Annotated in this window: 25 protein-coding genes; 15 read left to right on the top strand and 10 right to left on the bottom strand. The window is 55.3% G+C overall.

The annotated features are described in order from the left end of the window. Nucleotides 1-4: 4 nt before the first annotated feature. Together CF161_RS01565 and CF161_RS01560 are read left to right on the top strand one after the other, a co-directional pair. Nucleotides 5-478: a DoxX family protein gene (locus CF161_RS01565; protein WP_020294787.1), complete on the top strand. Its 474-nt coding sequence runs from the start codon at nt 5-7 to the stop codon at nt 476-478. Nucleotides 479-583: 105 nt separating this feature from the next. After that, nucleotides 584-1,621 (top strand): hypothetical protein, encoded by a 1,038-nt coding sequence (locus CF161_RS01560; RefSeq protein ID WP_020294786.1) that lies wholly within the window; start codon nt 584-586, stop codon nt 1,619-1,621. 56 nt (nt 1,622-1,677) lie between these two features. Here CF161_RS01560 and soxR read toward each other — a convergent pair whose 3' ends face one another. Beyond that, nucleotides 1,678-2,139 carry a redox-sensitive transcriptional activator SoxR gene (gene soxR, locus CF161_RS01555; RefSeq protein WP_020294785.1) on the bottom strand — a complete coding sequence of 154 codons (462 nt, stop codon included), beginning with the start codon at nt 2,137-2,139 and terminating at the stop codon, nt 1,678-1,680. Nucleotides 2,140-2,252: 113 nt separating this feature from the next. On the opposite strand from soxR, the gene CF161_RS01550 reads away from it, so the two are divergent. From CF161_RS01550 to CF161_RS01535, 3 genes are all read left to right on the top strand, one after another. Continuing rightward, entirely contained in the window at nt 2,253-3,731 is a 1,479-nt protein-coding gene (locus CF161_RS01550) for an MFS transporter (RefSeq protein ID WP_043228351.1), read from the top strand. A 151-nt stretch (nt 3,732-3,882) separates the two neighbouring features. Further along, nucleotides 3,883-4,176: a hypothetical protein gene (locus CF161_RS32710; protein ID WP_156882627.1), complete on the top strand. Its 294-nt coding sequence runs from the start codon at nt 3,883-3,885 to the stop codon at nt 4,174-4,176. 47 nt (nt 4,177-4,223) lie between these two features. After that, complete coding sequence (locus CF161_RS01535) at nt 4,224-4,580, top strand: hypothetical protein (protein ID WP_020294782.1); 357 nt, start codon at nt 4,224-4,226, stop codon at nt 4,578-4,580. 78 nt (nt 4,581-4,658) lie between these two features. Here the strand turns inward: CF161_RS01535 and CF161_RS01530 are convergent, their stop codons facing one another. Next, on the bottom strand, nt 4,659-4,868 hold the full coding sequence (locus CF161_RS01530; protein ID WP_043228346.1) for a hypothetical protein: 210 nt from the start codon (nt 4,866-4,868) through the stop codon (nt 4,659-4,661). 364 nt (nt 4,869-5,232) lie between these two features. Here CF161_RS01530 and CF161_RS32705 point away from each other — a divergent pair, with 364 nt between their 5' ends. Together CF161_RS32705 and CF161_RS01520 are read left to right on the top strand one after the other, a co-directional pair. Then, nucleotides 5,233-5,628 (top strand): SMI1/KNR4 family protein, encoded by a 396-nt coding sequence (locus CF161_RS32705; protein ID WP_156882625.1) that lies wholly within the window; start codon nt 5,233-5,235, stop codon nt 5,626-5,628. A 35-nt stretch (nt 5,629-5,663) separates the two neighbouring features. Next, nucleotides 5,664-6,101 carry a GNAT family N-acetyltransferase gene (locus CF161_RS01520; protein ID WP_020294779.1) on the top strand — a complete coding sequence of 146 codons (438 nt, stop codon included), beginning with the start codon at nt 5,664-5,666 and terminating at the stop codon, nt 6,099-6,101. Between the two features lie 79 nt (nt 6,102-6,180). On the opposite strand, the gene CF161_RS01515 is transcribed toward CF161_RS01520, so the two are convergent. Both CF161_RS01515 and CF161_RS01510 read right to left on the bottom strand, forming a co-directional pair. Then, entirely contained in the window at nt 6,181-6,603 is a 423-nt protein-coding gene (locus CF161_RS01515; RefSeq protein WP_020294778.1) for a hypothetical protein, read from the bottom strand. Nucleotides 6,604-6,748: 145 nt separating this feature from the next. Continuing rightward, a complete protein-coding gene (locus tag CF161_RS01510) occupies nt 6,749-7,975 on the bottom strand; it encodes a hypothetical protein (RefSeq protein WP_020294777.1) in 1,227 nt (408 codons plus the stop codon). Nucleotides 7,976-8,199: 224 nt separating this feature from the next. Between CF161_RS01510 and CF161_RS01505 the strand changes: the two genes are divergently transcribed. Next, a complete protein-coding gene (locus CF161_RS01505; RefSeq protein WP_020294776.1) occupies nt 8,200-8,427 on the top strand; it encodes a hypothetical protein in 228 nt (75 codons plus the stop codon). Between the two features lie 38 nt (nt 8,428-8,465). Here the strand turns inward: CF161_RS01505 and CF161_RS01500 are convergent, their stop codons facing one another. Further along, nucleotides 8,466-8,957 (bottom strand): Lrp/AsnC family transcriptional regulator, encoded by a 492-nt coding sequence (locus CF161_RS01500; RefSeq protein WP_043228343.1) that lies wholly within the window; start codon nt 8,955-8,957, stop codon nt 8,466-8,468. A 130-nt stretch (nt 8,958-9,087) separates the two neighbouring features. Here CF161_RS01500 and CF161_RS01495 point away from each other — a divergent pair, with 130 nt between their 5' ends. Then, on the top strand, nt 9,088-10,539 hold the full coding sequence (locus CF161_RS01495; protein WP_020294774.1) for an L-lactate permease: 1,452 nt from the start codon (nt 9,088-9,090) through the stop codon (nt 10,537-10,539). Between the two features lie 100 nt (nt 10,540-10,639). Beyond that, the gene (locus CF161_RS01490) at nt 10,640-10,873 is read left to right on the top strand and encodes a YceK/YidQ family lipoprotein (RefSeq protein ID WP_256206294.1); all 234 of its coding nucleotides are present in this window, start codon (nt 10,640-10,642) and stop codon (nt 10,871-10,873) included. 13 nt (nt 10,874-10,886) lie between these two features. Here the strand turns inward: CF161_RS01490 and CF161_RS01485 are convergent, their stop codons facing one another. Then, nucleotides 10,887-11,249 (bottom strand): NUDIX hydrolase, encoded by a 363-nt coding sequence (locus tag CF161_RS01485; RefSeq protein WP_043228341.1) that lies wholly within the window; start codon nt 11,247-11,249, stop codon nt 10,887-10,889. 457 nt (nt 11,250-11,706) lie between these two features. Here CF161_RS01485 and CF161_RS01480 point away from each other — a divergent pair, with 457 nt between their 5' ends. Beyond that, the gene (locus tag CF161_RS01480) at nt 11,707-11,970 is read left to right on the top strand and encodes a DUF1652 domain-containing protein (RefSeq protein ID WP_020294771.1); all 264 of its coding nucleotides are present in this window, start codon (nt 11,707-11,709) and stop codon (nt 11,968-11,970) included. A gap of 26 nt (nt 11,971-11,996) precedes the next feature. Here CF161_RS01480 and CF161_RS01475 read toward each other — a convergent pair whose 3' ends face one another. The 3 genes from CF161_RS01475 to CF161_RS01465 form a co-directional block, all read right to left on the bottom strand. Further along, nucleotides 11,997-13,334, bottom strand: a complete 1,338-nt coding sequence (locus tag CF161_RS01475; protein ID WP_020294770.1) for a serine hydrolase — start codon at nt 13,332-13,334, stop codon at nt 11,997-11,999. A gap of 1,108 nt (nt 13,335-14,442) precedes the next feature. Next, nucleotides 14,443-14,631, bottom strand: coding sequence for a helix-turn-helix domain-containing protein (locus CF161_RS01470; RefSeq protein ID WP_043228339.1), 189 nt, complete (start codon nt 14,629-14,631; stop codon nt 14,443-14,445). A gap of 390 nt (nt 14,632-15,021) precedes the next feature. After that, nucleotides 15,022-16,215: a hypothetical protein gene (locus CF161_RS01465; RefSeq protein WP_020294769.1), complete on the bottom strand. Its 1,194-nt coding sequence runs from the start codon at nt 16,213-16,215 to the stop codon at nt 15,022-15,024. A 521-nt stretch (nt 16,216-16,736) separates the two neighbouring features. Between CF161_RS01465 and CF161_RS01460 the strand changes: the two genes are divergently transcribed. Then, on the top strand, nt 16,737-19,049 hold the full coding sequence (locus CF161_RS01460; protein WP_020294768.1) for a hypothetical protein: 2,313 nt from the start codon (nt 16,737-16,739) through the stop codon (nt 19,047-19,049). A gap of 680 nt (nt 19,050-19,729) precedes the next feature. Here CF161_RS01460 and CF161_RS31915 read toward each other — a convergent pair. Then, nucleotides 19,730-20,116 (bottom strand): outer membrane protein assembly factor BamE, encoded by a 387-nt coding sequence (locus CF161_RS31915; protein WP_043228334.1) that lies wholly within the window; start codon nt 20,114-20,116, stop codon nt 19,730-19,732. Nucleotides 20,117-20,268: 152 nt separating this feature from the next. Here CF161_RS31915 and CF161_RS01445 point away from each other — a divergent pair, with 152 nt between their 5' ends. The 3 genes from CF161_RS01445 (at nt 20,269) to CF161_RS33315 (ending at nt 23,122) form a co-directional block, all read left to right on the top strand. Next, nucleotides 20,269-20,634, top strand: coding sequence for a histone-like nucleoid-structuring protein, MvaT/MvaU family (locus CF161_RS01445; RefSeq protein ID WP_020294765.1), 366 nt, complete (start codon nt 20,269-20,271; stop codon nt 20,632-20,634). Between the two features lie 54 nt (nt 20,635-20,688). Continuing rightward, complete coding sequence (locus CF161_RS01440; protein WP_043228331.1) at nt 20,689-22,134, top strand: DUF2971 domain-containing protein; 1,446 nt, start codon at nt 20,689-20,691, stop codon at nt 22,132-22,134. A 100-nt stretch (nt 22,135-22,234) separates the two neighbouring features. Further along, complete coding sequence (locus CF161_RS33315; protein WP_020294763.1) at nt 22,235-23,122, top strand: hypothetical protein; 888 nt, start codon at nt 22,235-22,237, stop codon at nt 23,120-23,122. Nucleotides 23,123-23,134 lie beyond the last annotated feature (12 nt).

Genomic DNA, 23,134 nt, shown 5'->3' with positions numbered 1-23,134 from the left:
CACCATGCACGCCTCTCGAATTCCCACACCCGTCGCCGACAAATCTCTGCTTGGACTCTGGAATCGCGCTGCCAGCCGTTTGGGGCAACTGATCGGGGATTCATCCCTGGTGCTGGTGGCCCGTCTCTCAATCGCCGCCATTTTCTTTATGTCCGGCCGCACCAAAGTCAGTGGCCTTCTGACAATCACGCCGAGTACCTACGAGCTGTTCCGCACGGAGTATGCGTTGCCCTTGATCTCTCCAGAATGGGCTGCGCACCTTTCGGCCTACAGTGAACATTTGTTTCCTGTGCTGCTGGTGATGGGCCTGTTTACACGCTTGTCAGCCCTGGCGCTTCTGGGAATGACCGTTGTTATCGAAGTGTTTGTTTACCCGGATGCCTGGCCAACTCATCTGTCCTGGGCCGGCTTGCTGTTGCTGATTATTGCGCGGGGAGCGGGGAGTCTTTCCCTGGATCGGCGACTAGGTATCCGATGAGTGCGGCTATGTGCCATTAGCACATTCGCTCTATTGGTCGCTGCAGGGGCTCGACCGCAAAATGGTGCGATTTAGCCATCGCTCCGTTACCGATAAGGATATCCAATGAAGACGCTGTCAAAGCACCCGCTCTCCTTCGCTGTGCTGGGTGCAGCGACCTTGTTGACGGCCTGTGTCCCTCTTGGCAACTCCGGCATCAATGCCATGCAGGATCCGACCAACCAGCTCCTGGATATCATCGATGGCGCCACTCGGGACGGCATGTCCGTGGTGCTGGTGCCGGCACTCATGCCCAACAAGAGCGTAACCGACCTCTCTAGCTACTCTCATCGCGTCATTTTCAAGAACAAGAACCAGCCAGATAAAGGCTACATGCAGGCGTTCGCCAATAACGACCTGGAGAAAATCAAGGAAACCGTCTTTCTGTGGGACTTCCTCGAAGTCCACATCGTCCCGCCCGGAACCTACCTGATGTCTGGCGGGATCGACTACAAGATAGACAGCTCCCTTGCCCAAGTGGGAGCCGCAAAAGGGCAGCCGAAGGCCAATGTTCGTGGAACGGTGAATCTGTCCGCAGTGCTGTATCGCCAATTTGTCAAAGAGCAGTACTGGCGTAGTGAGACCTACCAGGACAAGACCAACTCGCAGAGTGTCTGCAGTACGGTGCACATGGCCTCCGGTCAATGTGTTGGCTGGACAGAGCAAAAATACAACACGCGCGAGAAGGTATCGGATGCTGGCTGGACCGACGGCACGAAGGTGAGGGATGTCCAGTCCATCAAACTGCAAGCGCAGATACCGGACGCTTATGCGCCATTGGCCTTTACCATCCAACCGGGCCAGATACTGCTCAGCGACCGTTTCCACTTGAAAACGCCGGCGGTGAGCTATGACAAGAAAACCTGCAAAGCTGTCGACACGCAAAACATAAAATGCGCACTGCGCGACGTTCAGGTCTATGTGAGGCCGGCTCCAGTCGAGCTGACGAAGAAGTTCGTGGATAACGCGCAGCCAACGCTCAACGAGAAAAGCCGCCAGGTGCTGGCGCGCATTCAGCCGATGAAAACCCAGATGCTTGGAAGCGTGGGCATGGAAGACTTGGTTTGGGGCATTCCGGTTTCCCTGAAAAAGACAGGGAAGTAAATGCACCCGTTTGAGCGCCACGACCACTGCCCAGCCATTGACGCCTGTCGATGCACTCACGGGGGGGGCGCGGTGTCGTTCTCGAGCAACACGGCACCATCCCCGAGCTGGCTCAAACGGTCGCCTGGATTGCGAAGGGGGCAGTCGTCCATGGAGAGACAGCCACAGCCGATGCAACCGTCGAGCTGATCGCGCAGCTGCGTGAGGCTGCGAATGCGCTCAGTCAGCATGTCCCTCCAGATCGTGGAGAGCTGCGTCCAATCTTTTGCCGTCAGCGGTCGTCCGCAAGGAAGCCCATCCAGCGCGTCCTTGATCGCCGCCAGCGGCACGCCCGCACGCTTCGCGATCTTGATGATGGCAAGGCGGCGCAGCGTGTCCCGGGTATAGCGACGTTGGTTACCCGCGCTGCGTTGCCCTTGAATCAGGCCTTTTGCTTCGTAGAAGTGCACGGTTGCGATGGTGACCCCGCTTCTGCGGGCCAACTCTCCAACCGAAAGTGGCACGTGCACATCGATCATGACTGTCTGCTCTCTCTTGACCTCATCTATACATGAGGTTTTATAAAGAGCGTCGGCTTGCCTTTGCAAGCCTTCATTCGCCGCAGCGGGTGAATTCTCGAAGTGGGGTGCACATGGACAAGCGTCATATTTCTTCTGGTCACTATTCGCAAACGGCGCCCGACCGCCATTCAAGGACTGGCTGGGCCGCCTTGCTGTCCGGCTGGAATGGCGTGCGCTCGCTGGCGCTGGCAGGGGGTGTGGTGCTGCATGCGATCAATGTGTATATCGCCACCACGATTCTGCCTTCTGTGGTCTCGGACATCGGCGGTATCGATTATTACGCCTGGAACACCACCCTGTTCGTCGCGGCGTCCATTCTCGGATCGGCCCTGTCGGCGAGGTTGCTCACCAGCGCCGGGCCGCGCAGCGCCTACGTGATTGCCTCGCTGGTGTTTGCGATCGGCACGTTCATCTGTGCAAGTGCCCCGTCAATGCCCGTGATGCTGGCGGGACGCCTGGTTCAGGGGCTGGGCGGTGGGTTTTTGTTCGCGCTTTCCTACGCCATGATCCGGCTGGTGTTCGATGAAACCTTATGGCCGCGCGCGATGGCGTTAGTCTCGGGCATGTGGGGCGTGGCCACCCTGGTCGGGCCTGCCGTTGGCGGTGTCTTCGCTGAACTGGGTGTGTGGCGAGCGGCGTTCTGGTCGCTGATTCCAGCCGCGTTGCTGTTTGCCCTGCTGGCTGTCGCCGTATTGCCCAAGCGCAGGGCTGACAAAGGCGAACGCTCGCCGCTTCCACTCGCCCAGCTCGCTCTCCTGACGTCGGCGGTTCTTGCGGTTTCATTCGGCAGTGTTTCCTCGATCCTCGCCTGGAACATGGCAGGCCTTATCACCGCCGCCATCCTGACGGCTCTGCTGCTAGGCACTGAAGGCCGCGCCCGTCATCGCCTGCTGCCGGAAGGTGCATTGCGCATTACAACAGCGCTGGGAGCGCTGTATGCCACGATGTCACTGCTTGCGGTGGCGGTGACCAGCGGCGAGATCTTCGTGCCGCTGTTCCTGCAGGTTCTTCACCATCAGTCCCCGCTCGCAGCCGGTTATCTGGCTGCGCTTATGGCGGCCGGATGGACGCTGGGGTCAATTGCCAGCGCAGGGGCGACGGGCAAAGGCATCCGGTACGCCATCCTCGCTGGTCCGATCCTCGGCTTGGCCGGGATGGCAGCGCTTGCTGTGTTGATGCCCCGCGAAAGTGCCGGCGGCTGGCTCGCGATCACGCCGATCTGCCTGGCGCTCGTCGCCATCGGGCTGGGGGTGGGGCTGGCTTGGCCCCATCTGCTGACCCGGGTGTTTCAGGTCGCAGCGGCGGGCGAGCAGGATCTGGCGGCAGCCTCTATCACCACCGTGCAGTTGTTCGCCACTGCTCTCGGCGCGGCGTTGGCGGGGATGGTGGCGAACGTCGCCGGCCTCACGGATCCTGGCGGCATCGCCGGTACGGCAAGCGCTGCCGGCTGGTTGTTTGGCGTGTTTGCATGTGCGCCGATCCTGGGTGTTTTTACGGTGCTGCGGGTGGTCCGGCTGCATGCCAGAACGGCCGAGGTTCAGGAGGTTTGATGCTGCAGGCGATTGTCCTGGCGTGCAGGGTTCGGGTAAAACAGCAGCCCATGTTCGTGCTGCCCTGGGTCGACCGCAGGCTTTGCGAGCAAACCGACCCTCCGCGGGCCGCGCGTACGCCAAGCCCCATTACCGATCCAGGCCAACCCGGATGCACGAAGATCCTGCAAGTCACGATATCCAGGCCCTTAACGCAGCCACCCGGCTTGCAACAGCTCATGGTGCCGGGCCTTTGGGCCTTGATGGGTATGAACAGGTGGTAGAGCTGTGCGGTCGCGTCGCGCAGGGCTGGTTGTTTCGCTATCGAGTCGTTTGCAGGCTGAACATCGCTTCTGAAGATCAGGAACTCTTTGCGGGCGCCGTCGGCTGTGTCGTTACTGATGAAGGGCAGGTGACGGATGTGCCCGGCCCGGCGTTCATGCCAATGCTCCTGGCTTCGGCTTAGTGCTGCTGGAGGCGTACTGAAATACTTGAGTTGCAAGGAGCTGGATCGTGGGTGAAGGGCTAGACATTGTTAATGTTCTTGAAGGGTTTTTAGACGGCATCTTTAGGAAGGCTTCGAAAAGTCAGAATATTTCACTGACGAGAAATAAGGGGCACTACTCCTACCCGGGTCAAAAAATGTGTGTGTATGTCACGTTTTTCCCCAAGGAAGTTGAACTTGTTTTTGATGGCGAGGAAGTCGATACCGGCATTTTTTGTGTTGCCCTGGATATATGCAGGGCAAATGGGGAAATACTGGCTGGCGATAGCCTGTCGCTGAAGGGCCGATGTAGCGAGATCAAAGCCGCATTGGATGCTCAAGAAGAGTCGGTATTGACTCAACTATTAAAATTCCTGGGTGACTAAATCTTCTGCGGCCCGCGGAGTTGGGAGGCGCGAAGTTTTCGGTCAGGTCTCCACAGCATTTGCGCTCAGCAGGGGGGCTTAATGAAGGGTTTTGACTCTGCGACTTTCGCCGATTCTGATACGGTCCAGCGCCCTGTTTAATCCATCCAGTGCGTCCAGGAGTGCTTTGGCTTCGACCTCGCGGCCATCTCCCCAGAGGCGTTCGGCCATTTTGTTGAGGGCCTGAATGGAACGCTCAATATCGGCAGCGGTTGTTGCCTCGGTGTGCATCTGTTGTTTCTTTGCCATTCAATAACCATTCCGCGGCGGCCCTTTAGGGAATGGGGCATTTTGTTCGGGCGATGAGCAACGCGTCTACAGGTTATTCATGGGAGAGGGCAGATGGGTATCAAATCGGTGTTGGCTGGGCTCATTTCGCCACCAACCGTGTCTGCCAGAGGTTCCAGCAATTGCGCCCCCGTGGTTTCGAGCATTGCCTAGGTCGGTGCCGCGGAGGGCAAGAGCGTCGTGCAGATCTCGTTGCATTGATTTCCACCTACCGCCAAGCTTCGGGCCCGCTCAGTTAAACCTGAGGTCGCAGGCCGAGGCAGGCTTGGCCGAGCTGGGCATTGGCGTTCAGACCGGCGCGTAGACGAATCAAGGAGATTTATCGGTGCAGATCAATTCTGGCTGGGTTGGAAATGAGGGCGCGTCTGCCGCCGCCCTGGAGCGCCTCCGATCCGTGGCCCCATCGGTTCTACCCCTGGAGTATTACCAGTTGCTGGCCTGTAGCAACGGTGGTGAAGGCCCGCTACCTGATCCCTTTTTCACCCTGTGCCTGGACCCGGCTGAAACAGCCTCGGATAGTGAGCAAATCGCAATGTTCGCGGACAGCGCTCCCGGGTTGTTTGTATTGGGCAGCGATGGCGGCGGCCAGTTGTTCGCGTTCGATACCCGGGGTCAAGTTCCGCTGCCAATCGTTTCCTTTGACGGTGTCGATCCGGATGCAAGCCTGTGCCGGGTGGCAAGCAGCTTTGCCGAACTGCTGACGCTGATCGGCCGGGAGTGAGGGTGAACAGTGGGGCTGGCATGGAGGGCAAGTGAATGAGTTGGCACATCAGGCCGGCGGTCTTGAGCGACATTGAGCTTCTGGTGGAGATCGATCCCGTAACCCGGATCGACGCCGGCCGCCGGGATGACATCGAGAGCGCCGTAGCTGCGGGGGAATGCTGGGTGGCCTGCGCTGCGAACCCGCCTGGGGTGCCAGTAGGTTATGGCTGCCTGGACCGACGCTTTTTTGCCGAATGGTTTATTTCGCTGGTGGTGGTTTCAAGCGCATGTCGGCGCAGTGGCGTAGGCCAACAATTGGTGACTCATTTGGAGCGCTGCTGCGCTGGGGTAAAAATCTTCACGTCGACCAACACCTCGAACGAGCCGATGCGCCAGTTGCTCAAGCAACTCGGTTACCAAGACAGCGGCAGCATCGAGAATCTTGACCCCGGTGATCCCGAGCTGATTTTCGTGAAGTTCTTGAGTCGGTGAGCGATAGCGGGGAAGGGCGCCGCCCCTGTGGGTCCCGGGCGGGCCATTTTCCCGCTCGATACTTCACGGAGTCCCTGGCTCAATCCTGGCGCCTTGCCGCCACAGCGATGCGCTTCTGAGTCACGACCAGCATCGTCGTCGCGGTAATGCTCGGCGTCAGGTAAATGAGCCAATACAGGCTATGGGAGCCGCTCTCAAGCGCCACCATAAGCAGGCCCAATGCCGTTCCCGCCACGACACCCGACACCAACAGGCATTTGTTTTCGAACCTGGGGTAGGCACTCATGGCGATGGCATAGATCTTCCAGCCAATCGCAAGGCTGAACGTCGCAATGCCAATGATGATCAGTGCGTGCACAAAGGTGTCAGAGCCGACGCCTAACCGGCCCACGATCTGCACCAGGGCCGCGTATGCGCCCTGGATAAACACCAGTGTTACCGGCAACAGGCCAATGATTGCGCCGATGGTCAATTTGATTCTGAGGTGGGCAAGGCTATTCAAGTGTTCCCTTAATCCGTTCAGGGCTGATGAGGTTCGAGGTGCTGCCGGCGGCGGGTTGACCGTTGTGTGAGGGGGCAGGCCTGAGCGCGCCGTGATGCCCGCCGGCCAGCGCGAGCAAGCTTATTCGCCACCAGTGTCCTTCCCATCAGACGATGGGCGTCAGGCGACTGCGTTGCTCGGCATTGGGGAAACCCAGGGTGCGATAGCGCGGCGGGTAGAGGTCTTTGTCGGGTGAAAGCAGCTCCCCCAGCACCGATTCGACGTCTTGCCAGGCGAACATCTCGGTCACTGCCGAGCCTTCATGATGGGGTTGCACCAGAACAATCCGGTCAGTCTTGGGCAGGGAAGTTTCGACGCCTTCTGTCCAGGCCGCTATGGAGAAGGTCTTGCCATTGTCTTCAGCGTTTTCGTAGAGCATGTACGTGGCGACGAATACATCTTCTTTCTGATCCGCATGGACCTTGTCCAGCATCTCCTTTTGCATGCTGTAGATGCCGTGGGACATCAGCCGTGCAAGGGCGTCCAGCCGCTCTGTAAGTTCCGGATCCTGCAGCACGAAAGGAATGATCTGACGCTCATCGTAGGTGTAGATCTGGCCGGAAAGGACGCGGCCGTTTTCCACGTCCTGACAACTCAGTTCGATCATATGGCGCAGGCCCTCAGGGTCCTTGTCTCCGGTGACCATCAGCACATCGCGGGTGGGCATCATGAACACCGGTTGGCCCTTGATCGGCGCGCGCTGCAGAACATCGGGCAGCAGCGCTCGGCTGGTGTCGTAGCCGTCCTTCCAGGCCCCCAGGTAAAGCCCGGGGATGATCTCTTCGAATGCATCGGGCGTGGCTTCACGCAGGTTGTCCAGGGCAATGGCCAAGGCTTCGTCGAAGCTGATGCCCCAATCATCCTGCGGGCCCTTGGTCAGGGTGGAGGTGGTCTCGGGGTAGTCGACCGCCAACAAGGTCACGCAGTCCTTGCCCAATGGCCGATGCGCCACGATGTAGGGTGAGTCCCAGCCTTCGCTGCGGACATGATGCAGGCGCACCTCTTCCAGCATGGCGAGGTTGCGGATCACCGGCCGCAGCAAGGGCCGAACCTGCTCGGAGGTCAGTATCGGACTGCTCTCGGCGCCGAGCAGGGTTGCCAGATAGCCAGAGAGAACCTGTGGCTTGTGTTGTTTATCGGCTTTCAGGTAGTCGCGGTAAGCGTTGTGCAGATTGAAGAAGCCGTTATCGCCGTGACGCAGCCGGAACTCGTCCGGCAGGTATTCGAGGGTGGCGCTGTAGCCGCTGTCGCGAGCGGCCTTGATCATCTTCTGGGCGAACCCGTCTTGGGTCGGAGGGCGATTGAAGAGCCCATCAAAAAAATCCCTGAGCATGTTGCAGGTCCTCCATGAGTGCGAGCAGGCGATGATGCTGGCGCGAGTGGTTCAGGTAAAGCCGGTGGCTTAAATAATGGCCTCGGGGGCTTGTTGATGGACCCGGCCAGCGTCGCAGAATTCCCCGGCAGGGCGCCCATTTCGCAAGGCGCTGATCTTCAAAGGATTCAAGCAGGGCTATCAGGTCCGTAGAATGGGCCTCTTTCACTGTCACGGAGTGGTAAATGATACGGCGCGAAATTGGCTATTGGGACCGTGAGGGTCGGGAGTTGTTCTACTACCTGGAGTTCAACCCGCAGACTGCGGAGTTTTTTATCACCTGCGAGCATACGCCGCGCGATGGAAGTAAAAGCGTCCGCTCGGTCCCCCTCAGCGAAGCCCGCGGCGAACGCTACTACGAAGACGCGTTGCTGATCATCAAGGAAGAGCTGTTCAGAGACTATCGGCTCTGAGTGCTGCCTGGGATTGATCAACGACCCGCAGGCGGATGCTACTTATCCGTGCAGGACACTTCGAGACCGACCTTCAAGCGGTCCAGCGCCACCATGGTCTTGAACCACCTGACGTTTGCGTTCTCGGCGAACAGGCGCCGCGCCAGGGCCTGGTATTCCTGCATCGAGCCAACGTTGACGATCAGCACGAAGTCGGCTTCACCGGTGACGTAGTAGCACTGCTGGACCTCAGGCACCGCGAAATGCTTTTTCATCGATTCCAACGCGTCGATGCTTGTGCGCTCGGTCATGACCTCCACCACGATGGTGATGGCTTTTCCCACCCGCGTAGGGTCGACGATCGCCACGTTACCGGTGATCACCCCGCATTCTTCCATGCGCTTGAGGCGGCGTTGTACCGAGGCCGAAGAAAGGTTTACTCGATCGGCCAGCAGGCGCAGGGGCGTCGTGTTGTCGAACTGGACGATTTCCAAAATGGCGCGATCGAATCCATCGAGGGCGTAAGGCGTGGTAGCGGATGGTTTTGGCATGATGGCTAAGTGAGATAATTTCCCGAAAACTACCACGATTCAGCGAAAAATTATCCTCGTGAAAGAAATATTATCTCGCCCGGCCCTGCTTTTCAGGAGCCGTCGAGAAACCCCACAGGATAATTTTGGCATGTCGATATTGGTGCATCTTTCCCCCGTATTGCTCGTGATGTTCATGCTCATGGTGCTGCGCCGTCCGCCGGTGCAAGCGGCCATGGCCGGGACCGCGCTGGTGGCCGTTTTGTGGTTGGCAGGGGCTGCTGATGCATGGCAAACCGTAACCCTGCTCGCGGCGGGCCGGGATACCGCGGTGCTGTTTCTCAGTACCGCGTTTGTCATCGTGCCGGGCATGGCGTTCGTCATTCTCATCGAGCGCTTGGGCGTCAATCTTGTGCTGAGCCAGTGGGTGCAGTCCCTCGGTCTGGATCGCACACAGCAGGTGGTATTTATCGTCCTGGGCCTGGCGCCATTGCTGGAGTCGATGACCGGCTTCGGGGTGTCCCTGATTGCCACGGTGCCGTTGCTGCTCAGCCTGTTCGAGCGCCGCGTGGCCCTGCGTATCGCCCTGACCGGCATGGCGATCATGCCCTGGGGCACCTTGGGGCTGGCCACAGTAATCGGTGCTTCGCTGGCGCATCTGGATGCCTCGGCGCTGGCTTCCACCTCGGCCCTGACCAGCTCACTGGTGTTCCTGGCGCTCGGCACTGTGGCGCTGTACCTGGCGGGTGTGCGACAGGCCCGAGCGCTCGGTGTGCTGGGGGCGTTCTGGCTGCTTTTTGTCAGCGTGTTGTACGGCGCGAGCCGCTGGCTGGGGCCGGAGGTCGCCGGAGTCGGCGCGGGCCTGGTGGTGGCCTGTTCCGTGTTGCTGTGGGCACTGTCGCGGGTGCGTCGCACAGGTCACCAGGGCGAAGGCGTACGCTGGCCGCGCCAGGCGTGGCCGTATCTGGCGCTGATCGCCTGTATCGGCGCCTTGAAGTTACTCAGCGCCGTCACGCAGTGGCAGGACCATTGGCTGGTGCAGGGCGCCCAGGTGACTTGGAAGCCGCTGGCCTCCCCGGGCGTCGCGCTGACGCTGGTCTTGATCGGCTTGCTGCTCTACAAAAGGGATTTGCGCCGTCATGAGCTCAATCAAAATGGGCTGCTGCGTGGCCTGGCTGTTCGTACCAAACGGCCGCTGTTGACGATTTTCTTTTTTCTCGCCATGTCACAAATGATGGTTAAGGCGGGCTTTCTGTCGGGGTTGGTGCAGACGTTGGCAGGGCTGGCGCCCTCGGCGGTGATGCCGCTGATCGCGGGGTTCGGGGCGCTCTCCGGGTACATGACCGGTTCGAATGTGGGCGGCAACGCGATCTTCATGCCGGCCATCGCACTGTTGCCTGAGTCGTCACGCTTGCTGCTGGCCGCGGTACAGAACAGCGCGGCAGGTCATGCGGCACTGGGTTCGCTGTCAATCGTGATGCTGGTCCTCGGGCTGGCCAAGACCAGCCCCCAGGAGGAGGGCGACCTGGTGCGGTTTGGTTTCGGGTTGGTCTGCCTCAATACCCTGATGGTCGCGCTGGCGGCGCTGGTGTGGATGGCATGAAGTGTCGACTTCGCGCCAGAAGTTTCACTCTGCAAGGTGCAACTGTCCTGGTTGTGTGAGAATGCGCGCGGTTTGCCCCAGGCAGTAATAAGGACGTTGCGTGTATCTGAAAGTGATGTTGGTGATCGGTTTGGTTTTGATCAGCGGTTGTACTGCTGTTTTGGCTCGCACGACGGACTTTCGTTGTCCGTATCTGGGTGTACGGATTGACTGGAGTCTGGCCAAGGACAATAACGGCGTCCTATGGCCGTTGCTGGCGATTGATGCGCCATTTTCAGCCGTGGTCGATACGGTCTTTCTGCCCTTCGAACTTCAGCACAGTTGCAACTTGTGACCAGGGGCGGCGCTTACAAGCGCCGCAAGAATGAACTGACAATGGTCTTGGTTGGGCCGGTAGCATCAAGTCCGTTCGCCGCGCCATAGGCATGCCATTCAATGTCGGCAATTTCATTGAGGGGGCGGGCATCTTCGACATTGATGACCGCCGCTTCAAAGACATGGTGGCGTACATTGCCGGCTTCCACTTGCAGGATGTAAAGCAGTTCGCTGGCATCCAACCCTGTTTCTTCTCGCAACTCTCGAATAGCGGCATTGGCCACGGTTTCTCCGGGTTCAACCTTGCCGCCCGGTAGCGTCCATTTCGAACGTTGTTTACGCACGAAGAGAATTTGCCCGTCCTGTGTGCAAATGACTGTCGCTCTATTTTTCATCTATGCACCCCACCGGCTCGCTTTGGACAACTACTGCACCTCAAGTGTGCGAGGGTAGACGGCAGCCATCTTCAAGTTGTCACAAAAATGTCATATTGGCTGTTATGCATGATTGATACCGACGTGCTTCATTAGTTCAATATAGGTCTTATATGGAAATAGCCCGCTAGGCGAAGTGGCTTGCCATTTGATCAGACAGTGTCAAAGGCAATAGAAGAACACCTGTTTTTGCCGTGGAGGCCAGTCTTGCGAGTGTGCTGGTTGTCTCGCGGCCTTTTTTCGGCTGCGAGCTTCAAACGCGGCAAGGTTTGAATGGGGTACTGGGAGTACGCCACCACCCACTTTCTATCGAAAATGAGCGGCAGTTGGCATTTTTTTCTCAATGACCGAAGCGGTAGCCCTTACGTTGGCCTACGCTGGGTAACAAACTCGATAAACACCCCGCAAGGAGCAAGTGATGCTCTCGACTGTTGAACTCTGCCACATTCTGGAGTCCGGCTTTCTCCCGCTTGCCTGCGCCTGCACCCTGAGCCCTAACGGGGCCTTGATGATCAAGGTGTTCGAGCCGGAGTCGGGGCGGGTGGATCTGCTGCTGACCGGGGTCTCGACAGCAGAGCTCACCAGCGTGCGATCCATTTCCAACCTTATTGGTGAACTGCGCACCGAAATCAGGGCCGGGCGCCGAGCGTTCGCCGGTGGTTTTACCAGCTACGCCAGCTGAGTCAAAACGCCTCCGCCCGGCTTCACTCAGGGCAATCGTTGCAGGTAAGCGGCCAGAGCGTCGAAAGCGGGCAGGGTGACCGGGTCATTGGCTGAGTTGCTGGCCACCGGGTGCGACGCATAACGCACAATCACCATCTGCGCCTTGGGGTCAATATAGATCCGTTGCCCATGCACCCCGCGCGCCATGAAAGCACCGCCATCCTTATTGGTGACCCACCACATCGATCGATAGCTCCAGCCGTTCAACAGCCCATAACCGGCCTTGGCGAATGCCTGCTTGTCGCCGCCCTGGCGAATATCGGTGACCACCGCTTGCGGAATAATCTGCTGGCCGTTGAATTGCCCATCGTTGCGCAGCATCTCGCCAAAGCGCGCCAGATCGCGCAGACCGGTGTTCAGGCCGCCACCGGCAAACGGGGTGCCGATCGAGTCCACGGTGAAGTACGCATCCTGTTCCGCGCCAAGGCGGCTCCAGATACGCTCCGACAGCAACTGGGCAACATTGCGCCCGCCGACGCGGGCAATCACCCAGCCCAATACATCCGTATTGATGGTTTTGTAGCTGAATGCAACACCGTGCTCGCCTTCCAGCTGCACGCTCTGAAGAAATTCGTAATAGGTCCTTGGCCCTGTGTAGCCCTTGGGTTTCGGCAGCGGACTGCCTGCTTTGGCATGGGCCCACACCTCGGCATTCGGGTCTGCGTAGTCTTCGCTGTACTTGAGCCCGGCGGTCATGTCGAGCACCTGGCGCACGCTGGCAGTGGCGAAGGCGGAGTGGGCCAGTTCGGGGACGTAATCGACGACCCGTTTGCTCGCATCGATTCGACCTTCGGCCACCAGGGTGGCACCCAGCGTGCCCACTACCGACTTGGTGACCGACATCGCCGCATGCTGGCCCTCGGGTGTGAGCACGCCAAAGTAGCGTTCATAAACGATTTTTCCGCGGTGCAGCACCACGATCCCGTCGGTGTAAGTGGCGGCCAGCGACTGCTCCCAAGTCATGGCTTGTTGAGTGCCGATGGGGGTGAAACTCAGTCTGTCGATATCACTGCGCAAAGCCGTGGGCAACGCCACGGGCGCGCCAAGGCCACGGGATACGTTGATGGTGGGCATCAGTTGACGGAAATTCGACACGCTCCAGCGCATGGCCGGGAACTGAAAATAGCTGCCATCTTCAAAACGTACCGTGCGTTCAACAGGAGGCGGTGAGCCCACCATCCACCCCAGTTTTGCCGGATCACTGGCGGCCGCATCGGGAAAGACGGGTTGATCGGCCGCGCAGGCGATGGACGTGCAGAAGCCGAGCAACAACGCAGGCGTGCGTCGTGCGAGAGGGCGGCGAAAAAACTGAGGCATGGGCATATCGTCGATTCCTTTCGAAGGGCCCGGAAGTTTAACAGGCAAAACCCTGTCAACTAGGCGGCGGCTGACCATCGACCCGGCAGATGATACGCGGCAGCGGAATTTGGCACGCTCGGATGGCCGATTGATGACAGTTGAACATGTGATGTTTTACTTCTAACTTGCGCCTGTTCGCCCAGCACAGACGACTCTTTACCGGTTCATGGATGGCGAGGTCCTACGTGCTGGGCGAACCCTTCGCTGACTGCTTTTTCTCCCTTCTCATCATCAACAACCAATCACCCGCGATTGCTCGCAGTATTCGATCAGGCTTGGATTGCGCGTGATCCCGCGCAGCGTCTGGTGGACAAACAAGCCTTTGAAAATCAGTTGGTTGCGAGATATTTCGCATGTTAAGCTGCGCCACCCGCGAAAACCTTCAGTGAACTCACGTCCACGCCGGCAACGGAACAGGGCGTTCAAAGCATCACATTGTTGGATGAGCTCTGTAGATCAATGATTTATGGCGCTTTTTTCTGTCGGAGAAGTAAAAGGTGCAGATTGCCAAAAGGGCTCTACGACCTTGCTTCAGTGCAAAGGGATGTATATATTCCTCCCCTTGCCGCAAATGCACCGGAATGGCTTGATCCTGATTAACCCCTTCCACGCTGCTGCATAGCGCTACCGCCCGAATGGCGAAACTGGTAGACGCATGGGACTTAAAAGCTTCTGACTGTCAACACCCTTCCTGATCATCCGCGTCATCTCTCCACCCTCCAATACCCCCGAAAATACTAGGCCTCAGCCGCATCTCTCTCGACATTCTGCTCTCCATCTCCAAGCTGATTTTTTCTCCTTGGTAGCTTTTTGGGAGCTGGGGCTCAAATTCGGGCCATCTCCTGGCAGCTTCTGGTCACGCGGCTAAGCTCTCGCCAAGTTATTTTCACTTTTCTCAAAAATATTTTTACTATCGTTTTGTAGCTCCCAAGCGGCACCTTTGGGCTTTCTTCAGGCGATAAAAAACCCGGTCGCTGGGCCAGGTTTTTGGGAGTGCCTCGGGCATCATGCCAGGGCCTCAATTGAGCATCGTGCTCGGATATATCAGGTCAATCTCAGGAAGCCGGTTACGTCACGCAGGGCAATACATAGTCTCGGAAAAACGCATTACGTCAGCACGTTTGTAGAACACTTTCCTGCTGATGTGTTTATGTGCCGGGATCTTATCAGTGTGCTTACCCGTGTATCGCCAAAAGCGCAGAGTTTCATGCGAGACACCAAGGATGCCGGCAGCTTGGCGTGTGTTCAGATACTCACTCATACAACATTCCTTTTTAACGTAAATGGTCATGCAAATCAGGCCTGTCTCCCCGATCTGTCAATTTACGTTAAATGTTTGGATGAGGGTCGTCAAGGGGCGAGGAGCAGAAACTTATGAGTATGTCAAGAGCATACTCTTAGATGGGCATGAAAAAGCCCGGACGGGGTAGCGAGAGAGACCGTCCAGGCTTGGTGCTAAGGGAAAAAGGAGGTAAACCCTGAACATAACTCATTATAACATAGTAATTATATGAGTGTTCGTGGCTGGCTACTTTTTGTTATCAAATTTACATTGTATTGAGGTGTAAGTCGCCTATTTCGTTTTGGGCCTTAAAGCCGTTGGTGCCAGGTTTATGTTTGATGCGTGCCATTACTGTTTCGCCACTTGCCTTCATAACATTTGGAGTGCTTTCATTTCAATGTTTGTGGCCTTCGAGATCTTCGAGATTACAGAGTCGCTGATCTTGATGGCTATCTCGCTATTACCCTTGCCATAGACTCTATGCCAGAAGTGACGGCCTGCGTGTTCGCCGGACATAACTTGGAACTCAATCAGGACAGTCTCACCGCCACTCTTCGTTGGCTTAAAGTTGAATGACTTGAACTTGATCATCGCGTCGTGTGTCGGCATGGCCTCTGTGGACTCTGCTTTCTTATTGACGATCTTAATGTCGCCTTGTTTTTTGAACTTTCTTTTAAGCGAGTTGATGTGGGACTTCGCGAAGATTTGGCATGAGCGCCATGCTGCCGCTTCTTGCGACTCACCTGGGCGTGGCCTATTTCTCGGATACTGCATGTCGCGGAAATATTCGTTGCCTGCGTGGACGATGTTGTCTACTTCAAAAATCCGTTTTGCGATCTCATCCTGGGCTGAAGATGTGATCATTCCGCCGATGATCCGATTTAGTTCATAAGACCGCCCACGAGCACCTGTTTGACCTGTAGCTTTACGTGGCGCACCTGGCTTGTATTCCACCTCAAGGCCGTATGTAGATTGATGTAGTTTGAAGTCGTCGACGTCAGCTGGGCTGCCTGGATTGTAAAAGCTGATCGCGTGGTCTTTACGCTCTGGATGAGACGTGTAGACGTAATAGCACTGGGACAGCGTTCTCCAGCATGGGTCAATTGCCCGAAGTAGGCGCCCATCAAGGAAGTCGTCCAGGGCTTCCAGCATCGCGGCGCAAATCGTGCTGTGCTCCTCCGGAAATACTGGCCGCGAAGGTGCGATAACAATCCGAAAGCGCGGTGCTTCGGGCGTGTGGCTGTGGCTTGTGTAAACGAAGTGCTCAAGGTTCAGATCCAGTAGGGCATCTTCCACTTCTTCTAGGGCAACCATGTCGTTGTCATAGCCCTCGCCGAGCTTTTGATCGATGTCAAAGATGATCAGAGATGACGAAATGACGTTTGTGTCACATCTGTTTGGTATGCGGAAGGTGGCTGGTACGAACGTCTTGGCATTCGTTTTCTCTGCCAGAACTGTTGGGATTTCAAAATGTGCTGTGAACAGGGATTTCAGTGAGTCCGTTGTTTGTGTCGATACATAACCTGTTGCGGCTGATGTTTGTGTGGAATACTTTATAGTCATATTGCTTGCCTTCTTTGGTTTCAGGGCTCTCACCGCTCTGATGTATCTAGTATTAAAGTTGAGTAAACCTTCGTGCAACACTTTTCTAAAGTATTTGGGCTTGGCTAGTTAGTTGGAAGCAATCGAGAGCTGAGCGGCGTGCCATATAGGGGGCGATACGATGAGTTTCGTGCTTTTGCGCTTTCAAATAGTGAGTTGTGCTTGGGCGTATTTACAAAAAGTTTCTTTGAATCAAAGATGGTCTTGCCGAACCGATGGGTGTTACCCCCACTACCTACGAATACCTCTACTAAGAAGAAAGAGATTTTGCTACCCCCACTACTATCAGGGCGGTGCTTGGGCTGCTAAAACATTTGGTTCAGAAGGGCTTTTTTTTAGATTGTTTGATTAAGGTTGTGTATAGGTGATTTATTTATTTTGCCTATTTATTTGGATCGGCATTGCTTCAGTAGTTGCTCATTTTTAAGACTAGATACATCAGAGCGGTGAGAGCTCTGAAAACATCAAAGAAGGTAATTGATATGAACGCAGTTAATTCAATAAGCGACAAGACAGAAGCCGGGCGCAAAGTAATTATTATCGACAACAACGAGCAGTCCCTGGACAAGGCGCTTGAACTTAAAGAGTACGCAAACGTGACTCGCTTGGTGTCCGTCGACGGCAACGTCCGCCGCGCAGTCTCTGTCGCTTACAAGACCGCATCCGGCCTCCACAGCGAAACCCTCGGTCAGATCACCAGGTGCATCTACAGCATGTCGAAGCTGTCCATTGCTCTTCTGATCGCCAAAAACGATGGCAGCGACAAAGCATTCGACACAGCCGCGTTTGAGATCGCTCGTGATGCTTTCGTAAGCGGCAAGCTCGAAGACAAGGCCAACATCCTGGCCACGGCTACTGGTCGCAAACCGGAAGCTTGCTACAACTTGATCAATCGCAAGCTGGCTCAGATGAATGAGCAGATGAACGCGAAGACAAACCTTCTCACAGCTCCTGGCGAGTCGGCAGAGAGCCCTGAAGCGATTACAGCGATGATCCTTCAAGACGGCGGCAAGTTCGCTATCAGCCTTCCCACAGGCGACGGCAAGACGACCAGAATCAACAACCCGGTCATCCAGCACTACCTCGACGCTGGAAAGAAAGTGCTGGTTATCTCGCACCGCCGTTCGATCAACAAGAACGCCGCAACCATGGACGGCATCGTCAGCTACGACGAATGCGACAAACCAAAAATCCTGGACAATGCAAAAGGCTTGAAAATCGTCGTCAACTCTCTCTCTAACCACAAGTTCAAGCATTTCATCCAAGGTGTCGACCTTGTGGTGATCGACGAAGCCTCGCAGGTCATCAGCCACGTCTTGGGCGGCGAAGTAAAGAATCGCCAGGCCGTATGGGACACCCTGGATTTTGTCGTCAAAAACACAGCGAACGTAATTTTCAGCGATGCCGACATCGACAGCCGCTGCATGACAATGCTGGGTGACTGCCGGTTGTTTAAGAAAGCCCAGGATCACTCGAATATCACGGTGCGCACCGGTGACATCAATCACGTCAGGGCCATGGCTGTAGAAGCCGCGACTGGCAGAGAAGCTGATCCGGCGAACGGGATTACTGGGCTGGCTGCTACGACTGTACTGATCGCTTGTGATGTCGTGAAGGAAGCCCTGGCGCTAGCTAAAGCAATTGAAAGAAAAGGTGGGCCTAAAGCGCTGGTGATCACTGCTGACAATGCTCGCTGGCCTGATCAGGCTGCGTTCATTGCAAACCCAAACTCAGATTCGCACAAAGTCGTCATTTACAGTCCAGTCATTATCTCCGCGCTTTCGATTACGTCAGGCCACTTCAAAGCGCACTTCGGTATTTTCCAGGGCCAGGTCGTTCCTAGCGATGCCATCCAGATGCTCCGCCGCGACAGGAGGGCCGAGAGCTTTGTAGTCGGAATTAAGCAGCCTCAGTACAGCAAGCTGGAATCTGTCGAGGTTGCCTTCAAGAACGACGAAGCGAAAATGGAAGAGATCCTGGCTGGACTCAAAATTGACGATGAAGCCAAGGACAAGATTCGCTCCGTTGCGTTTGCAAACGGAAAGCTCGGTGAGTTTCAGTGCCTTGAGTACACACATCGTTCGCAGGAAGCGTGGATGCGCGACAACATCCAAAACACGCTCCCAGCCAGTCTGATCGCCCGTGGCTTCAATATCGAGGTTCTGGAGCACGACGAGGCCCAGGCCGAGTCAGGCTCCCGAGCTGACGGGCAGGCACGGAAAGCAGTTAAAAACGAGATCGCAACCAAGCTCATCAATAGCGCCAAAGGCAATGAGGCGTTGATCCAGGGCGTTGTGGAGTCTGGTTCTGCAGACGAGGAAGAACACCTGCAAGCAGTCCGTGGGCAGGCTGTTGCTGTGATGAAGGTTAGCGACTTCAACAAAGCTGATGCCAGGCTCTGGGGGGGCGGTGAGGGTGAAGCAAAAATTGTGAAGTATCGGAAGCTCCATCATCACTTCCATTGCGACGAGTACGTCGAGTCGAGTGCTCCGAAAGTCCTGTCTTTGCTCAAGCCTGCGGTACAAGTCATGAGCGGAACGAATGACTGGACTGGAGATGACAGCGTGGCGCTCTTCGACAAGCTCAACGCAATTCGCTCCGACGTCATCAGCTCCGGTATCAGAATTGGATCAGCTAAGAGTGATCAGGCCAAGAAAGCTGATATCACAAAGATATTTGCGCAGTTCGGACTTAACGTAAAGCGGCGCGAACGCACCAAAGACGTTGACGGCAAAAAAAACTTCTTCTACGTAGTTACCACGGATTCACTCGCTCAGATGAATCGTTACATCTGAATACAAAGCGCTAGGAAGGCGCACTAATTTACCCAGTTTAAATATTTTAACTACTTCGCTAATTGCTATTGAATGGCCAAAAGGTTAAGTGCCTGCCGAAAGAACCTGGAGAATCTCCAGGCTCTTACTGCCGTCGACTACCTCGATCTTTTCTCACCGACTATGTAGATAGGGCTGCCAAGAGCCTGGCATCGAAGCCGTTCACTAGGCCTATCGTGGTCAAAAGCGAAACGCACCACGATTTAGCTGACGAGTACGTCAAAGCCGTCGACGGCAAAGGTACGAGTCTCACCGGCCTATGCTCCACCACGTTCGAAGATGCCCTGTGGAACGGCTCTTCCTTCATCGCAATGGATGCAGCTGTTGATGGTGGCCGGCTATAGGCTCGACGAAGATGACCGTTTGATCGAGATCCGTATCCAAGAGAAAGCAGTTGTTGCTGACGGCCAATGGGGTGAGAAGGAAGTGTCTCGTGTCTGCGTGTTCCTGCGCGACGGTGACGTAGTGACGTGGTCTCTGGGCGATCGCAAGAGGACTGGAAGCACGAAATGAAGCATCGGGGCATCCTGCGTAACGATTTCAGTCTTGCGGATAACACGGATCGGTTGTCGGTGGAGTTGGTTTAGTAGGAAGTGATTCTTAGCCAAACAAAAGAGGGCCTTGCGTAGGCCCTCTCGATCTTACATGCCGGCAGCGTTGATCAGTGGATTGCCGCTTTGGCCAGGGGTGCCGCCAGTTTTGTAGGCATTTACCACAACACCTTTTTTGTCGAATTCAACTACAGTGTTCTCAAATTTATTCGGCTGGAACGGCAGTGCGGGGATCAGGGTGTACGTGTAAGTCCATACTTCCTTACCCATGATTTCTGCTTTCTGCGGCGGATTGCCAATTGCAGAGATCACGTCAGCCTGACGTGTTTTGCCTTTCTGAAATGAGTCAACCTGCTGCTGTGTCACATAAGTCCCAGTGCTGTAGTCCAGGCCAGATGTGACCTTTTTGGCTGCTGCACAGCCACTGAGTAGTGCCACGGAGAGAGCTGCTATTGCGAAAACGCTAACTTTGTTCAAAAAATTAATTCCCTTTGACGATCTAGTACGCATGATGGCTAAGTGATGCCTTTGGCGGCCTGATCGTAAAGACTTTTATAACCAAAGTCACCCAGGATGGGCATGCTAGAGCTGTTCACCTATACTGGCAAAAACCTTATTTGGAGAATCAAATGTCCCGTCTTGCTGAATACCGTCAACTCGAAAAACATCTTGCCGAGCAACTAGCCGCTTTGGAAGCGATGAAAGGCGATGAAGGCCTGAAACAGGAAGTCGCTTTTGAGACCAAACTGCGCGCCTTGCTTGCTGAGTACGGCTACAGCCTGCGCAACGTCATCGCTCTGCTAGATCCCCAAGCCTCGCGCCGTGCTCCAGCTGCCGCCGAATCCAAAGCAGGTACCCGCAAGCCGCGCCAGGTCAAGATCTACAAAAACCCGCATACTGGCGAAGTCGTAGAAACCAAAGGCGGCAACCACAAAACATTGAAAGAATGGAAAAGCGAGTTCGGTTCCGACACCGTGGAATCCTGGCTGTCCTGAGTTGGTTTGAGTTCAAATGAGGGCCCTGCGGGGCCTTTTTTTATGAGAGCGCACATGGAAAAGTACGTATACAGATTCCGGTCTATCGATAGGCTTCTGGGTGAGGAGGCCAAGGGAGATTGCCCGGCAAAACCTGGCGAGTTGGAAAAGCTTCACATCTATTTTTCGCCACCTAGCCAACTCAATGATCCGCTCGAAGGGTATCGTGAGATCTACTGGTCGGGTGACAAGATTGTATGGCTGAACCTGTTCAGGCACTACCTGCTCACCCTGGCCATAAGGAGCTGGCAAGTCGATGGCGAGGTCTATGGTGAGGATGTTCCTCCTGACCTACTTGTCCATGTCAGCCCAGAGACATTGGAAGGTGAACATAGAGTCGCCTTCGACGCCATGGACAAGCTCCTTTGTTCGGACGGTATGATTGAAGGGTTTGTTATTGCCTTAGCAAAAAGACGACGTAAATGCTTCAAGCCCGAGCTACTTAGCTACCTCCAATGGCTCCACTGGTACATTCTCAGCATCGTATTCGAAGTAAATCATCAGCATGATCTATCTTCGATGTCATATCCCGAACCGCCGTTTGATCTTGGGGAATGGCAAAGAATCAGTACAGACATAATCAAGGATATCGGGAAGAGACTCACCGAAAGCCAGAAGACGGAAGCTCATGCCAGTATTGCAGTTTCTGCGGCTGCATACCGGATCAACTCGTCCCTCATTGGCGATCCTAAGTACGTAGAATACAACGAGCTGATCACTACATTTTCTCCGCGTTATTGCGAAAGCATCGAGCGTCTGATGTACCCAGACTGGTATGTTGCCTGCTTTATGGAGGACGCTAGCAATTCGTCCATTTGGGGCACCTACGGCGAAAATCATACTGGCATTTGTCTGAAGTATAGGGTTTCAGGTGCTGCCGATAATATAAATCTAGAGCTATATAGGCCGGTGGGTTTAGGCAACAAAGGAATATCTCAAGCTTTTCAGGGAATGACCCTTCAGAAGGTTCACTACAACAGAGAACATGTGGAGATCAATTTCTTCACATCCCTGGGCAATATAAATCCAGAGAAAAGCGAATTTTGGTATCAAGGCGCTGATGGTGAGTTCAGTAGCGCTGGACAGTGGTTCCTATCAGATGGACATCAATTCAGAGATAGGCACTGGAAAAGATTCGACCTAGCACTAACCACGAAGCTTGCCCAATGGCGTGCAGAGCAAGAATACCGGATCATTCTCAAATCCCATATCGATCTCTCCGCTCCTAAAGAAAGGCTACTAAAGTACAGATTCAAAAATTTGGATGGTCTTATTTTTGGAATCAAAACGCCTTTGAAGGATAAGTTGAGAGCCATAGACATCATTAAGGCTCACTGCCGAAACGCGGAGCGTAAAAACTTCAACTTCTACCAGGCCTACTACGATCCTGAGACAAAAACCATTGGCCACGGCTTACTGGATGTCTCTATGTATTGGAAAGGACTTGGTCAGACCGCCTGAAGGGCAGCGTTGATTGGGCCAGAACCAGGCTGGCAAAGTGATCTCAGTTTGAGTACAAAGGGCCCTGCGGGGCTCTTTTTGTTGGCGAGGATGAAGAACGATGGATGCGAATCGTGAAGTTGAGCAGTTCTCTACCCTGGATGCGCTCGTAGGTCGGCCCATCCTGATTGATTCGGCAGAGCGCTGCTCGGAGCTGTTTCATAGTGGTCGGCGTGCTGGCCTGACGCTGAAGGATTTGATGATAGGCCTCTCAGTTGCACACTCACTTGGTAGCCCTACACCGGGATATGGTGATCTTAATCGGTTGATCGTTTATCAAAAGCTATGCGGTCTCGCAACCCGTTACAGGAAAGACCCTTCAGATGATTCATGGATGCCCAAGGCGGCGTTTGAAAATAAGTCACCGGGCGTGGATCCTCGCGATTTCTACAGATCTGGCATGGAGCGTTTCGCACCTCTGATAGATGACATATACAACGATCTATACGAGCAGGTAGATCGAGAATTTCCTGGCTATTTGAAGCCAAAAGGAGAGCCATTTTCTCATCCCAGTATCGAGTTCATGTTGAGATATTCCGTGATTTCAATTGCGCAAAGATTCCGAGCAGCTGTTGAGCACGTGATCAGCGTTCATGGGGCTCCGATGCACATTGAGGGCTTCCCAAGCGGGTGCTGCGGAATCATTTCAGAGCTGATGGGCGACCACCTAAACTCCCTGGGGATTGGTGAGTTTTACTACGTCTCTTCGATGCTGGACGGTGCCTCCCATGCGTGGCTGGAGGTCGATGGTCTGGTGGTGGACATTACTGCTGATCAATTCCCAGGCCGTCCAAGGATCTACGCGGATAAACCTGATGCCTGGTATCTATCCTGGCAGGAACAGTCGAGGCATCCTGCCATCCATTACGCGTCGGCTTTTTTCTACAGCGAAGAGCGCCAATTTATGGATAGGGTTGTCCCAGCCATGGCTAAGATGAACGGCTGTTGATCTCGATGGTGA

It is taken from the genome of Pseudomonas sp. CF161, from assembly GCF_000416215.1.
Classification (GTDB): Bacteria; Pseudomonadota; Gammaproteobacteria; order Pseudomonadales; family Pseudomonadaceae; genus Aquipseudomonas.
This window is presented reverse-complemented; position numbering and strand designations above follow the sequence as displayed.